Consider the following 13142-nt stretch of genomic DNA (forward strand, 5'->3'; position numbering starts at 1 on the left):
GCCGCCTCGTTCAGCGCGAATACGCCTGCTCCAGTGCCGCCTCCACGTCGGCCGTCGCGGCGACCTGCCCGAGCTTCGGGAAGATCTGCGTCAGCGCGAAGTGCTGCGCGTCGGCGGACGATGTGCTGACCGCGTCGCTGACGACGACGACGTTGTAGTTGTTCTCGTATGCCTGGCGCGCCGTCGATTCGACGCCGATGTTGGTCGCGATTCCGGTCAGCACGATGTCCGTGATGCCGCGCCGGCGCAGCTGCACGTCGAGATCGGTGCCAGTGAACGCGCCCCACTGGTGCTTCGTCACGACGAGGTCGGACGGCCCCACGCCGAGCGCCGGCGCGAACGCGCTCCATTCGGGATCGAGATTCGGCGGCGCCGACGGCGCATCCGTCCTGACCTTCAGCGCCACGCCGCCGTCCGGCTGGTAGCTCGTGTGCACGTAGATGACGGGCAGCTGCAGCGCGCGGAACGCGGTCGCGAGCTCGACCGTCTTCGCCACCACCTGCGCGCCGGTGTAGGGCACGACCGGCAGCGACACGATGCCGGTCTGCAGATCGATGGCGACCAGCGCGACCGTGCGATTGAGCGTCGGAATGGACATGTAGAAACCTCACTTCTGTTGGGAGATGGAAGAAGCGGCGGCATCCAGGTGCCGGCTCGATGCCGCGTTGAGCAGCAGCAGCACGCTGACGACCGCCAGGACGATGGCCAGCTCGCGCAGGCCGCGATCGCTCGCCGGATGACCGAGCGCCAGCCCAACGAGCGCAAACGACAGGCTGCCGCCGACGTACTGCGCGGTGCGGTACAGCCCCGAGGCCGTGCCGATCCGGTCGTGCGGCGCGCTCTGGTAGAGCGCCGCCTGGTTGCCGAGATTGTTGAAGCCGTTCGGCACGCCGAACACGATCGACAGCAGCACGATCGACCAGACCGGCATCGCGCTGGTGAGCAGGCTCATCACGACGCTGCCGATGCACAGCATCGCGGAGCCGATGATCAGCACCGGCCGCGAGCCGTGACGGTGCGCGACGCGGGTCGCGAGCATCGTCGCCACCGTGCCGACCGCGGCGATCGGCAGCATCACGAGGCCGGCGTCGGCGGCGGACAGGCGCTTGGCCTCCTGCAGCCATATCGGCAGCGCATAGAAGATCGCGTAGAACACCGCGTAGGTGCCGACGCAGCGCAGGTACGTGCTCGTGAGCGCACGGTTGTCGCTCAGCATGCGGATGTCGATCAGCGGCGTCGCGGCCAGCCGCTCGCGCCGGACCAGCAGCGGGCACAGCACCAGCGTCGCGACGAGCAGCAGCCAGTCGGGCTCGCGCGACACCGATTGCAGGAACAGCAGCAGGCTCGTGAGCGTCAGGATGAACAGCACGACGCCCGGCAGGTCCAGCTCCATCAGCGTGCCCCGCAGCGTGCGGCGTTGCTGCGCGCCGCGCGGGACGACATCGGCCGGAATCCACAGCCATGCCAGCACGAAGGCCAGCAGCACGATCGGCACGTTGATCCAGAAGATCGCACGCCAGCCGGCGAACTGCACGAGCGCACCGCCGAGCGGCGGCCCGAACGCGACTGCCACCTGCGCCGCGACCGAGATCGCGCCGAGGCCGCCCGTCGGCGTCGCGCCGTTCGCGTGCCGCTGCGACCACGTGCGGATCATCGCCATGCCGGCCGGATACGCGGCGGACGTGCCGATGCCGAGCGCGACGCGCGACGCGATCAGCCACCCGAGCGACGGCGCGAACGGCGCGAGCGCGGACGCGATCAAGACGATCGTGAGGCCGATGCAGAAGATCCGCTTCGCGCCGAACCGGTCGGCGAGCCGCCCCATCGTCGGCTGGCCGACGGCCGTCGCGAGATAAAGGCCCGACACGAGCCACATCGTGTCGATGCGTTCATGCGCGTCGCCCTGCGGGTTGAACGCCTGCTGGATGCTGACGAGCGCGACCGCGATCATCGACGAGTTCAGCGCGTTGAGCAGCGTGCCGAGCACGATCGGGCCCACCAGCCTGCCCGGCAGGCGCAGGCCCGTCGCGCGCGCATTGCCGCCGGGGGACGAAGGTGTTGCTTGCGCAGGTCGATCGTGGTTCGTCTTCATGGCATCGTCACGTGGTGGATTCGCATCGCCCGATCAAATTCGAACGTGCGTTCACCTTACCGTTACGATTGCCGTGAATGAAATGGATTGTTGCGATGCACACATTCGTCGCTTGAATGCAGATCGCGAGCCGGATGCGCGAAAGCGGCCCCGGCAAACCTGGAATGACATCGGCAAACAAACCGCGTCCCTTGCCGGACGGGCGCATCCCGGGAGCGCGGCGGATCTTGCGGAGTACCTACGAAATTATTTGCGCCGTATGCCTCCACCGGCCGACGACTGTTTTATGCGGCGGTGCAATGGGGATTCAGAGCGAGGGCTCTAGACCGGCGTGACGGTTCTGCAATGCAGCTCGTCCTGACCGCGCTGAAGCACCGATCAACCACGCGCTGTCGACCGTTATCGACGACGCGTTGCGGAAATCGCGCGATACACGACGATCCGCTCGATCGCGCCTGGATCTATTGCGTGCGCGTCGACGCGCTGCCGCGATCGAGCGACGCCGCACGCAGCGCTTCCCCCGGCTCCGTAAAGTAGCGCTGCCGCAGCTGCGCGATCTGCGCATCGCGATCCTGTGTCGACAGGTTCTGCGCATCGATCTGCGCGCGCTGTGCCGCATATTCGCTGTACTTCGCATGCCACGCGTTGTCCGCCTGCTGCATCTTCGCGGCTCGCTCGGCAGCCTCCGGCCCGAGCGTTTGCGCGAGCTGCGCGCGCATTTCATCGGGCGTCGCGTTTGATTTCTGCACTTTGTCGATCTGCGCGATCGCGTTGTTCTGCTCCTTTTGTTGCTCCAGCTCGGCGCGCCGATCGGGCGGCAGTTGCTGATCGAGCGCGGCAAGACCCGCCGCCTTCTGGTCTTCGGTCAGCGACGGATCGCGGATGATCTTCAATCGCGCGAGATCGTCACGCTGCAACTGCTGCTCGGCGCCGAAGAACGGCTCGCTCCAGTCGCCAAGCGTGCGGCTCGCGATCGTCGCGCGCCGGTCGAGTGCGAGCTGCAATGCCGGGAGGTCGAGCTTGTCGTCCACCGCGCCGCCGCCCGGCAGCTTCGCGAGTTCGGCGAAATACGCGCGGTAGCGCTGCCAGACCTCGAGCGCCTCGCGTTGCGCAACCGTACCGTCGAGCTGCGCGGCAATCACGCGCGCGACGAGCGCATCGAGTTCCGCGGCGCGCACCTGGTTTTGCGCGGTCAGGAAATAGTCGAAGAAGCCGCGCACGGCCACGACCTTTGCGAGATGGCCGTGCGCATCGAGCGGCAGGCGCGGCGCAGTCGATCCGGCGAGTGCCGGGGGCAGCCCGCTTGCGCCGAAACCGGGCACGGGGCTCGCCGCCGTGCCGCCTGCCGCCGCGGACGCGGACAACATGGCCCCGGCAGGCGCGACACCGGACACGCCGGCGTCGCGCGTCTTCCGAGCGTCGATCCCGTACCAGGCTGCGCCGGCCGCAACGACGCCCGCTACCCCGTAAAGCACGATGCGTCGCGCAATGCCGCTCTTGCTACCTGTCATCGATTACACGCCTTGCGTTTTCAGCCGGTTCGCGTGCGTGCGGATCGCCGCCACCGGATCCTCCACATTCGCGCCGTGCACGCCGAGAATCTGGTTGATCGCATCGGTGTGATTCCAGTGATACGTACCAAGCACCTGGCCAAACAGCGCGCTGCATTGCGACACGACGCCGTCGTTCGGACCGGAGCCGCGATTGATCATCACCGTGCCGCTGCCGAGCAGCGCCAGCGTTGCCGGATTGAGCACGTTCGCCGGATCGGTGGCCCCGCTCACGCTCGTATCGACGGCACCCGTCACGCCGGCCACCGTCGTCGTCGGCTGGATCGCCGTGCCGCCCCATGAATAAAGCAGGTGCGTATTGCCGTTGACCGTCTCGGTCGACGCGCCCGCACGACACGAGCCCGGCGCACCGAGACCCGCGCTCGGAAATTTCTGGTTGTATTCGGCGGCCTTCGCCGTCGTCAGCACCGACAGCGCCTGGATCGCATTCTGGTTCGTATTGAAGTTGCTGCTCGTCAACGTGCCGAGCGCATTCGCGAACGCGCTGAGCACGGCGGACGACAGGCCGGTCGGGTCCGCCTGCAACAGCTGCTGGACGAAGTCCGCGAATTGCGAACCCCAGTGCGGCGTGCTGATCGTCGTCACCGATGCGACCAGCTCCGGCGCGACGGATGCAACGTAGCGCGACGACAAGCCGCCCTGGCTATGGCCGATCAGATTCACTTTCTGCGCGCCCGTCGCCGCCAGCACCTGCTTCACGTATGCAAGCAATTGCTCGCCGCGCCCGTTCGGGCCATCGTCGCTCTGATAGCCGGACAGATTCGCAACGTACACCTTCGCGCCATGCGCCTGCAGGTCCGCCGGAACGTGATACCAGTACTCGACGAGGCCGCCGTACTTGTCGGTGCCGGTCAGCCCGTGCACGAGAATGATCGGGTACCTGGTCGCCGCATAATCGTCGACGGCGGTCGTCGCGGCGGAAGCGGCCTGCGCGCCGGCCAGCGACAGAAAGGTTCCAACACTAGCGGCGGGTGCCGCGCTCATTGCGAATGCGACCACGGCCGCCGCTGTCTTCGCTCGTATCGATCTGCTCATCTTGCTCTCCATTTTTACGTGCATGTCAGTTGCTTGAGGATGAGGACGCGAGAATCGCTGATGCAGCGACGCTTCCGGCACTGAAGCGTCGCCCGCGCGCGGGATGTCGGCCGTACCGGCCTCGACGGCTTGGCACGACACACACCGATGCCCGAAAACGAATAAAAACGAACACAAACGAACGTTTTCGCACCAGCAGGCGAAGTGAATCACGTTCGACAAGACTGCGCAGACGGTTAGACAGGGCCCTCCAGTCAGTTGACAACGGGTGCGTCAACCGCTAAATCCGGCGTTCTTCCTCGATGTCTTGCGATCCCGGCCGTTGCGGCTTTGCGCGGACGCGCACCAAACGGATCAATCGCGCCCGGGTGACTTGCGCTGGAATGTTCGGAACTGGCGGCAGCATGCCGGCGGCCTGGCGGCGGCCGGCGTCAAGCGGTTCGAGCAACTCGGGCAACTCGAGCAGAAGAACGCGCGGCGGAAGAGGATGCTGGCGGAGCGTGCGCTGAAGCGGGCCGCGCACAACGGCGTGGAGATGGCGCTCGACGAGCCCGGCAAGCCCTGGCAGAACGGCGCCGGCGCAGAAGAAAGCTTCAACGGCAAGTTTCGGGATGAATCAAGTCCCCCTACACCCGCCCCGCCAGATGAAACCGCGACGCCGGATGCCACAACCGCACCGACGTCGCGATGTGCTCGCCGACCCACGTGCGGCGGCTCAACAACAGACACGGCTCGCCGATTTCCATCACGAGATGCCGGCGCACCTGCGCATTGGGTTTTTCCGCGTAGATCCGGAACTCCGCGCGCTGGATCGGCGCGAGCCGCACCATGTAGTGATTCGGCGTCTCGACCGTGAAGTCCTGTTCCAGATACGCGGGAAACAGCGCCGGATTGACGTAGCGATCCTCGAACTGAATCGGCTCGCCTTCCTCGTAATGCACGATGTGCGAATGGAACACGGGCCCCGAACGCAGCCCGAGCGCTTCGACCGCCTCCTGATCGTCGCTGCTTTCGAGCAGCAATACGCGCGCGCTGTGCCGATGGCCGCGCTCCGCGATCTCGTCCGCGATGTTGCGGATTTCCAGCACCGTCGATTCGTAATGCCGCCGTTCGACGAACGTGCCGGCGCCCTGGATGCGCGTCAGCACGCGCTCGGCGGTCAGCTCGCGCAGTGCGCGCGACACCGTCATCCGCGCGACGCCGAATTCCTTGACCAGTTCGGCCTCGGTCGGAATCGCGCCGCCGGGCTTCCAGTCGCCGTTCGCGATCCGCTCGACGACGTAGCGCTTGATCTGCTGGTAGGCCGGCAATGCGCGCGCCGGCACGTCGCCACCCGGTGCGCCCGGTGCGCTCCCCATCCGGCCGGCAAGTTGTCGTTGCGTTTCGTTCATGCGCCCTCGATCGAATGAATGATGGATCGTCAGCCGTCCGTCGCGTCGCTCGGCGGCCGGCCTCCGGCCGTTACATCACGGGCGGCGGCACGCTCGCGACGATGCCGGCGGCGATCGCGATGTCGTCCGCGAGCGGCCGGTCGTCCCGGTACACCGGCACGCGTTCGCGCACATGCCGCCACAGCGCGTCGGTGGCTGCGGCCCGCGATGCGCCGTCCGCCCGCAGATCGTAGGCCTGTGCGGCGGCCAGCAGCTCGATCGCCAGCACGCGCGTCGTGTTCTCGATGATGTCGAGCGCTTTCAGCGCCGCCGGCGTCGCATGGCACAGATGATCTTCCTGCAGGCCCGACGTGATGCCGCCGTCGAGGCTCGCCGGCGCCGCGAGCCGCTGGTTCTGCGCGACGAGCGCGACCGCCGTGTACTGCGCGATCATGAAGCCCGAACAGGTGCCGCCCGGCGTCGCGAGAAACGCCGGCAGCCCGCTCACGAGCGGATTGACGAGCCGGTCGAGACGCCGTTCGGCGATTGCCGCGACCTGGGCCATCGCCGCCGCGAGGCTGTCCATCGCGAGCGCGATGCCCGCGCCGACCGCATGCGCTTGCGAATGGACGGCCGGCGCGTCGCGCGTGCCGGCCACGATCGGATTGTCGGTCACCGACGCCAGTTCGCGATCGACCACCTCCGCCGTCACGTCGAACACGTCGCGCGCCGCGCCGTGCACGTGCGGAATCGTGCGCAGGCTGAGCGGATCCTGCGTATGCCGGCCGCTTGCCGCCGCGAGCATCCCGCTGTCGGCGAGCAGCGCACGCAACCGCGCGCCGACGTGCCCGATGCCGGGCGAAATCCGCAACGCAAGCGACGCCGGATCGAACGCGGCGAGCTGCCCGCCGAGGTTCTCGAAGCTCGTCGCCGCCACCCAGTCGGCCCAGTCGAGCAGCCGCTCCGCGCGCGCGAGCGCCAGTGCGGCCAGCCCCGTCACGCACGGCGTGCCGTTGACGAGACTCAGCCCTTCCTTCGCGCCGAGCACGAGCGGCTCGCGGCCGATGCGGCGCAACGCCTCGTCGCCGCGAATCCGCTCGCCGCGGTGGCGCGCATGGCCATGACCGATGCAGACGAGCGCGACATGCGCCATATGGGTCAGATAACCGACCGAGCCGTGCGCCGGCACCTCAGGCAGGCAATCGTGTTCCAGCAACGCGACGAGCTGGTCGACGACGTCGGCACGCACGCCCGAATGCCCGTGCGCGTAGTTGTTGATCGCCGCCGCGACGATCGCGCGCGTTTCCGCCGCACCGAGCGGTGCGCCCACGCCGACGGCGTGGCTCATCAGGATGTTGCGCGACAGCGTGCTCTGCTGCGCCGGCGACACGATCACGTCGCACAGCGCGCCGACGCCCGTATTGACGCCATACGCGCGGATGCCGCGCGCGACGATTTCGTCGACGAGCTCACGGGCCGCGACGACGCGTACGCGCGCGTCGTCGGCCAGCGCGAGCGGCTCGCCGGCGGCCACTGCCGCGACCTGCCGCCAGTCGAGCGGTTTTGCCGAACGGAATACGGTCATGGCAGCCTCAGTTCGCGGAACGGTCGTGATGGCTCGACACGAACTGCCGGAAGCGCTCCGAGCACTGGCCGCCGAACAGATCGCCGGGCGTGCCGTCCGAATCGACTTCGCCCTGATGCAGGAACATCACGCGGTTCGACACGTGCCGTGCAAAACCCATCTCGTGCGTGACGACCAGCATCGTGCGCCCTTCCTCCGCGAGCGAGCGCATCACGCGCAGCACCTCGCCGACCAGTTCCGGATCGAGCGCCGACGTCGGTTCGTCGAACAGCATCACCTTCGGATGCATCGCGAGCGCACGGGCGATCGCGACGCGCTGCTGCTGGCCGCCCGACAGGTGCGCCGGATAATAGCCGCGCTTGTCCGCGAGGCCGACGCGCGCGAGCAGCGCCTCGGCTTCCTCGACCGCTTCCGCGCGGCTGCGCTTCTGCACGCGCAACGGGCCTTCGACGAGGTTGTCGAGTACCGTCATGTGCGACCACAGGTTGAAGTTCTGGAACACCATGCCGAGCTGCGAACGGATCCGGTCGACCTGACGCCGGTCGCCCGGATGCAGCTTGCCGTCGCGCGTGCGCTTCATCTTCAGTTCCTCGCCGGCGAGCGCGACGGTGCCGTCGTCGGGCGTCTCGAGCAGGTTCAGGCAGCGCAGGAACGTGCTCTTGCCCGAGCCGCTGGCGCCGAGGATCGAGATCACGTCGCCCTCGTGCGCATCGAGCGAAATGCCCTTCAGCACGTGGTGATCGCCGAACGACTTGTGGATGTTCCTGACCGACAGGGCAACGGGAGCAGCGGTGTTCATCGGATTCTCCGGGAAGGATGGATACGCTCAGGGCGCGACGCGCCGGGCATTGCGTGCCGCCGCGGCGGGCACGCCGGCCGGCTTCGGCGCGCGCAGGTGGGCCGACAGCCGCCATTCGAGCGCGCCGAGCACGCGTACGACGATGAAGTTCAGCGCGAGGTAGATGAGGGCCGCGCACACGAACACCTCGGTCGTGCGGTAGGTCTGCTGGATGATCTGCTGCGCGACGCCCGTCACTTCCCACACCGTGACGAGGCTGGCCAGCGCGGTCGACTTGACGAGCAGCACGGCTTCGGTCGAATACGCGGGCAGGCACTGGCGCAACGCGATCGGGCCGATCACGCGCCGCAGCAGCGCGAAGCCCGACAGGCCGATCGAATAACCGGCCTCGATCTGCCCGACCGGCACGGCCATCAGGCCGCCGCGCACGATCTCGGCCGTATAGCCGGCTGTGCACAACGCCAGCGACAGCACCGCGCACACATACGGTTCGCGCAGCAGCGGCCACACGAAGCTCTCGCGAATCACGCCGAACTGGCCGAGCCCGTAGTACACGAGGAACATCTGGATCAGCAGCGGCGAACCGCGAAACACCAGGATGTACGCGCGCGCGAAGCGGTTCGGCAGCCAGCGCGGCGACACGCGCATCGTGACGATCACGAGCGACAGCAGGCCGCCGAGCACGAGCGACGCGAAGAACAGGCCGAGCGTGGTCGGCACGGCCGCGAGCAGCTGGCGCAGCGTGTCGATGAGGAAGTCGAAATCGATGGACATGCGTGCCCTCCGTCAGTTGCGCGCGAAATTGCGGCGGAACGAGCGGCCGACGATCGCTTCCGCCCGGTTGAACACGCGGTTCGACAGGCCCGTCATCACGAGGTACAGCGCGCCGCCCGCGACGAAGAACACGAAGTACTGGTGCGTCGAGTTCGCGGCGATCTGGCTCGTGCGCAGCAGCTCGGCGAGCCCGGTGACCGAGATCAATGCGGAGTCCTTCAGGCTCAGTTGCCACACGTTGCCGATGCCGGGCAGCGCGAAGCGCAGCACTTGCGGAATCAGGATGCGGCGCAACACCATGCCGCTCGACATGCCGACCGAGCGCGCCGCTTCGAGCTCGCCCTTCGACACGGCCAGCACGGCCGCGCGGTAGACCTCCGCCTGATACGCGCCCGAGATCATCCCGACCGCCAGCGCGCCGATCACGAACGGCGGCACGCCGATGAAGCCTTCCGCGCCGAACCACTGGCCGATGGTCGTGACGAGCGTCGAGCCGCCGAAATAGAACAGGTAGATGACGAGCAGTTCGGGCACGCCGCGAAACACCGTCGTGTAGAGATCGCCGAGCAGGCGTGCGCTGCGGTGGCGCGACAGTTTCGCGGCCGCGATCGCGGCGCCGATCACCGCGCCGACCGCGAGCGCGGCGAGCGTCAGCGCGACCGTCATCAGTGCGGCAAGCAGCAGCACGCCGCCCCAGCCTTCGGTTCCGAAGCCGAGCATTTCAAGAATCGCCATGCGTGTCTCCCGGCATGCGTTGAGTGAATCTGCAGGATGCGCGCCGCCGCGCGTCGCCGTGTCGTTGCGTCGTGACGTCAACTACGCGGCGGCGGCCGAACGCGCGCTTACGGCGTGACGTCGGTCTTGAACCACTTGTCGGCGAGCTTCTTCACGGTGCCGTCCGCGAGCGCAGCACCGATCGCCGCATCGAACTTGGTCTTCAGGTCGGCATCCTGCTTGCGGAACGCGAGACCTTCGCCCGGCCCCCAGATCGGCCCGCCGAGCTTCGGGCCCGCGAGCACGATCGACGCGTTTTCCTTCTTCTCGATGTTCGCCGCGTAGTACGTGACGTCGTCGAACGACGCATCGATGCGCCCGGCGACGAGGTCGAGATCGCGCTCGGGCGAGGTCTTGTACACGCGGATCGACGCGATGTCCTTGAAGCTGTCGTTGATGAATTTCGTATAGACAGTGCCCGACTGGATGCCGATCGTCTTGCCCTTCAACTGCTTGCGCAGCGCGTCGACGGTCGGCTTGTCGGCGTTCGCGTCGCCGGTCAGCTTGACGGCCGGCGCGCCGGCCGCGGCCTTCGGCAGGATCTTCGTGTCGGTGACGGCGAACGTCGCCGGCGTGGCCGCATAGGGGCGCGAGAACAGCAGGATCTTCTCGCGCTCCGGCGTGATCGAGATCGCATCCATCAGGACATCGAACTTGCCGGCCTGCAGGCCGGGAATCATCCCGTCCCAGTCCTGCGCGACCATGTTGCACTGGACCTTGATCCGGCCGCACACGTTGGCGAGCAGTTCCGGTTCGAAGCCGCCGAGCTTGCCGCCCGGCAGCGTGAGGTTCCACGGTGCGTAGCCGCCTTCGAGCGCCACCGTCACCGTCTTCCATTCCTTTGCCTGAACCGGTGCGGCAAGCGTTGCCGCTGCAGCCGCGATGACGCCGATCGTCCTGATTGCCCACTTGATGCGCTTGCCGTTCACGAGATTTCTCCTTGCGTTGAAGTTCGACATCCCCTCGGTCATGCAAGTCGCCTCAGGAATTTGTCTATACAAGCATGCAAGAAGAAAAACCACGGGACAAGCGCTGATCAAAAAAAACCGCGTAAACGCGGGAAATCCCCTAAATACAGGGCTCCAGCGCGCTTCATTGCGGGGAATCCGGGCACGGATTTGGTGCAACGGACTTGGACAAATCCCAAGGATGACTAGACAAATTTTGAATTCGATCGCCTGGATGCCGGCCATTCGACACGCGGAGACAGGCAGGTCGGACTGACCGGCATAAGGTCTGCGGATTGGATTTCCCGGCGAGGCTCGATCGAGTATTCCGGGTCATGCTTCGACATCGCGCGCGCCTGGCATGGCCGCGCGTTCGCGTTCTCCGGAAGTCGACGCGAGCGCGACCGATCGGATCGGGGAACATGTCGACGACTCCATCCGCGCCATGCTCGCGCGCCACCTTCATGGCCGTTTCGATGTCGGCCACGAGATAACCCGTGCGCGCCGCTCCGGGCGGCCAGCGGATCGGTGTCTTGAAGCAGAACGAGGAAATCGTGCCGGACGGCGTAAGGACGAACTGAAACAGGGGCCGACCGGGTGTCGGCGTCACCTGGAAGACACCTGCTTCGACTTGCTGCCGCCAGACCTCGCGACAAAGCTGTCGGTGAAACGGTTGAAATCGCCGGGGGCGACGGACACGAGCGTCGTGTCGTATTGCAGACCTGCCGCGAGCGCGTGCGCAAGCGTAGCGGCGGGTCCGGGAGGCGTTGCGAACGAAACTGGAGCGGCAATGAAGCCGTCCGCCAGCATCAGCCAAGCAATGCTGCGCGAACGGGCCCCAAGATTGAATTTTCTTCCTGCTTCAATGCGCCGAAAAAAAGATCAGGCGCGACCGCCCCCTTCCCCGCGTTGAACATCGCCAAGCATGGTGACGAGGACGAGCGCGGCGATCAGCCCCAGGTGCTCGAAGAAGCTGTTGAGCGCCATGAAGCGCGCCACGCCCGCCTTGTTCCAGAAGTCGTTCGCCACCAGCATCGCGACGACGGTCAGCACACCGAGCCCACCCGCGCCAATCCAGGTGAACCGGCGAAATACCACGCACAGCGAACCGCCGATCTCGACCACAACCGCCAGTGCAGCCCAGAACGCGGGCGGGTGCAGGCCGAAATGCGCCTGCTCCGCGATCGCATCGTCGAAGTGCAGCGCCTTGTCGACGCCTCCGATCAGAAAGGCGGAAACCAGCGCAAGTCGCACCAGCGCGCCGACCCACGGCTGCGCCAGCAGGACGCGAATCCACCCGGGGCTGTACCGGCCGGTTGTCGTCGACATGTCAGATCGCCCAGCAGGAACAACCGAACGCGCCCCAGAAGCCCTTCGCGTCCGACGTCGGCAATGCACTGCCCCACGCGCTCGCATGGGCATGCGCGTGCACGTTGCATGCACTCGCGCAGCCGCACATCGCGGCGGCCGCCGCACGCTGCAGCGGTGCGCCGTTGCGCTGCGTCGCGCCCCAGCCGCCGTAGCCGCCGTACTCGCGCACCGGCGACCAGTCCGGCATCGCGGGCGGAATCGGCGCATCGTGCGACGCGAACGGCCCCGCGCCCCATACGATCTTGCCGCCGACCACCGTCAGCAAGGCGGTCGTGCCCGCGATATCGTCCTCCGCGCATGCGAAGAAATCGCGATCCGGGACCACCAGGTCGGCGAGCTGCCCGACCGCTACACGCCCTTTCTTCCCTTCCTCGTTCGAGAACCAGGTCACGTATTCGGTCCACATCCGCAGCGCGGTCTCGCGATCGAGCAGGTTGCGCTGCGGATACATGCGCAGCCCGCCGACCGTCTTGCCCGTCACGAGCCATGCGAGCGACACCCACGGGTTATACGAGGCAACACGCGTCGCGTCGGTGCCGGCCGACACCTTGATGCCCTTCGAGAGCATCTTCGCGACGGGCGGCGTCGCTTCGGCTGCTTGTGCGCCATAACGCTCGACGAAGTATTCGCCCTGGTACGCCATCCGGTGCTGCACCGCGATGCCGCCGCCCAGCGCCGCAATACGATCCATCGATTTCTCGGTAATGGTTTCCGCGTGATCGAAGAACCAGTTCAGGCCTTCGAGCGGGATGTCCTTGTTGACCTTCTCGAACACGTCGAGCGCGCGGCTGATCGTTTCGTCGTAGGTCGCATGCATGCGCCAC

Annotated in this window: 12 protein-coding genes and 2 pseudogenes; 1 reads left to right on the plus strand and 13 read right to left on the minus strand. The window is 66.9% G+C overall.

Features of this window, described 5'->3' with window-relative positions; all coding sequences use genetic code 11:
- Positions 1 to 10: 10 nt before the first annotated feature.
- The 4 genes from ACM6JT_RS17825 to ACM6JT_RS17840 form a co-directional block, all read right to left on the minus strand.
- On the minus strand, positions 11 to 598 hold the full coding sequence (locus ACM6JT_RS17825; RefSeq protein ID WP_414856951.1) for a hydrolase: 588 nt from the start codon (positions 596 to 598) through the stop codon (positions 11 to 13).
- A 9-nt stretch (positions 599 to 607) separates the two neighbouring features.
- The gene (locus tag ACM6JT_RS17830; RefSeq protein ID WP_414856952.1) at positions 608 to 2092 is read right to left on the minus strand and encodes an MFS transporter; all 1485 of its coding nucleotides are present in this window, start codon (positions 2090 to 2092) and stop codon (positions 608 to 610) included.
- A 461-nt stretch (positions 2093 to 2553) separates the two neighbouring features.
- The gene (locus ACM6JT_RS17835; protein ID WP_034184350.1) at positions 2554 to 3603 is read right to left on the minus strand and encodes a lipase secretion chaperone; all 1050 of its coding nucleotides are present in this window, start codon (positions 3601 to 3603) and stop codon (positions 2554 to 2556) included.
- Between the two features lie 3 nt (positions 3604 to 3606).
- Positions 3607 to 4698: a triacylglycerol lipase gene (locus ACM6JT_RS17840; RefSeq protein ID WP_034184650.1), complete on the minus strand. Its 1092-nt coding sequence runs from the start codon at positions 4696 to 4698 to the stop codon at positions 3607 to 3609.
- A 505-nt stretch (positions 4699 to 5203) separates the two neighbouring features.
- Between ACM6JT_RS17840 and ACM6JT_RS17845 the strand changes: the two are divergent.
- A pseudogene (locus ACM6JT_RS17845) lies at positions 5204 to 5314 on the plus strand (integrase core domain-containing protein); the annotation flags it as partial.
- Positions 5315 to 5324: 10 nt separating this feature from the next.
- Here the strand turns inward: ACM6JT_RS17845 and hutC are convergent.
- The 9 genes and pseudogenes from hutC to ACM6JT_RS17890 all read right to left on the minus strand — a co-directional run.
- Positions 5325 to 6089, minus strand: coding sequence for a histidine utilization repressor (gene hutC, locus ACM6JT_RS17850; RefSeq protein WP_034184351.1), 765 nt, complete (start codon positions 6087 to 6089; stop codon positions 5325 to 5327).
- 70 nt (positions 6090 to 6159) lie between these two features.
- A complete protein-coding gene (locus tag ACM6JT_RS17855) occupies positions 6160 to 7653 on the minus strand; it encodes an HAL/PAL/TAL family ammonia-lyase (RefSeq protein WP_105392459.1) in 1494 nt (497 codons plus the stop codon).
- 7 nt (positions 7654 to 7660) lie between these two features.
- Positions 7661 to 8452 carry an ABC transporter ATP-binding protein gene (locus ACM6JT_RS17860; RefSeq protein WP_034184353.1) on the minus strand — a complete coding sequence of 264 codons (792 nt, stop codon included), beginning with the start codon at positions 8450 to 8452 and terminating at the stop codon, positions 7661 to 7663.
- Between the two features lie 27 nt (positions 8453 to 8479).
- Positions 8480 to 9226, minus strand: coding sequence for an ABC transporter permease (locus tag ACM6JT_RS17865; RefSeq protein WP_034184354.1), 747 nt, complete (start codon positions 9224 to 9226; stop codon positions 8480 to 8482).
- Positions 9227 to 9238: 12 nt separating this feature from the next.
- Entirely contained in the window at positions 9239 to 9961 is a 723-nt protein-coding gene (locus ACM6JT_RS17870) for an ABC transporter permease (protein ID WP_105392458.1), read from the minus strand.
- 107 nt (positions 9962 to 10068) lie between these two features.
- Positions 10069 to 10929 (minus strand): transporter substrate-binding domain-containing protein, encoded by an 861-nt coding sequence (locus ACM6JT_RS17875; RefSeq protein WP_131945674.1) that lies wholly within the window; start codon positions 10927 to 10929, stop codon positions 10069 to 10071.
- Positions 10930 to 11347: 418 nt separating this feature from the next.
- Positions 11348 to 11757, minus strand: a pseudogene (locus ACM6JT_RS17880) (glyoxalase); the annotation flags it as partial.
- 72 nt (positions 11758 to 11829) lie between these two features.
- Entirely contained in the window at positions 11830 to 12276 is a 447-nt protein-coding gene (locus ACM6JT_RS17885) for a DoxX family protein (protein WP_131945670.1), read from the minus strand.
- A gap of 1 nt (position 12277) precedes the next feature.
- Positions 12278 to 13142, minus strand: an 865-nt coding sequence (locus tag ACM6JT_RS17890) for an amidohydrolase family protein (RefSeq protein ID WP_414856953.1), incomplete at its 5' end; no start/stop codon positions are given.

The organism is Burkholderia sp. IT-111MI5, assembly GCF_949752865.1.
GTDB classification, from domain to species: domain Bacteria; phylum Pseudomonadota; class Gammaproteobacteria; order Burkholderiales; family Burkholderiaceae; genus Burkholderia; species Burkholderia pyrrocinia_C.

Excerpts from the sequence above, each read along its gene's own strand:
- ACM6JT_RS17870 (WP_105392458.1), bottom strand. The coding sequence starts at position 9,961 with ATGGCGATTCTTGAAATGCTCGGCTTCGGAACCGAAGGCTGGGGCGGC.
- hutC (WP_034184351.1), bottom strand. The coding sequence starts at position 6,089 with ATGAACGAAACGCAACGACAACTTGCCGGCCGGATGGGGAGCGCACCG.
- ACM6JT_RS17835 (WP_034184350.1), bottom strand. The coding sequence starts at position 3,603 with ATGACAGGTAGCAAGAGCGGCATTGCGCGACGCATCGTGCTTTACGGG.
- ACM6JT_RS17830 (WP_414856952.1), bottom strand. The coding sequence starts at position 2,092 with ATGAAGACGAACCACGATCGACCTGCGCAAGCAACACCTTCGTCCCCC.
- ACM6JT_RS17825 (WP_414856951.1), bottom strand. The coding sequence starts at position 598 with ATGTCCATTCCGACGCTCAATCGCACGGTCGCGCTGGTCGCCATCGAT.
- ACM6JT_RS17860 (WP_034184353.1), bottom strand. The coding sequence starts at position 8,452 with ATGAACACCGCTGCTCCCGTTGCCCTGTCGGTCAGGAACATCCACAAG.
- ACM6JT_RS17885 (WP_131945670.1), bottom strand. The coding sequence starts at position 12,276 with ATGTCGACGACAACCGGCCGGTACAGCCCCGGGTGGATTCGCGTCCTG.
- ACM6JT_RS17855 (WP_105392459.1), bottom strand. The coding sequence starts at position 7,653 with ATGACCGTATTCCGTTCGGCAAAACCGCTCGACTGGCGGCAGGTCGCG.
- ACM6JT_RS17865 (WP_034184354.1), bottom strand. The coding sequence starts at position 9,226 with ATGTCCATCGATTTCGACTTCCTCATCGACACGCTGCGCCAGCTGCTC.
- ACM6JT_RS17840 (WP_034184650.1), bottom strand. The coding sequence starts at position 4,698 with ATGAGCAGATCGATACGAGCGAAGACAGCGGCGGCCGTGGTCGCATTC.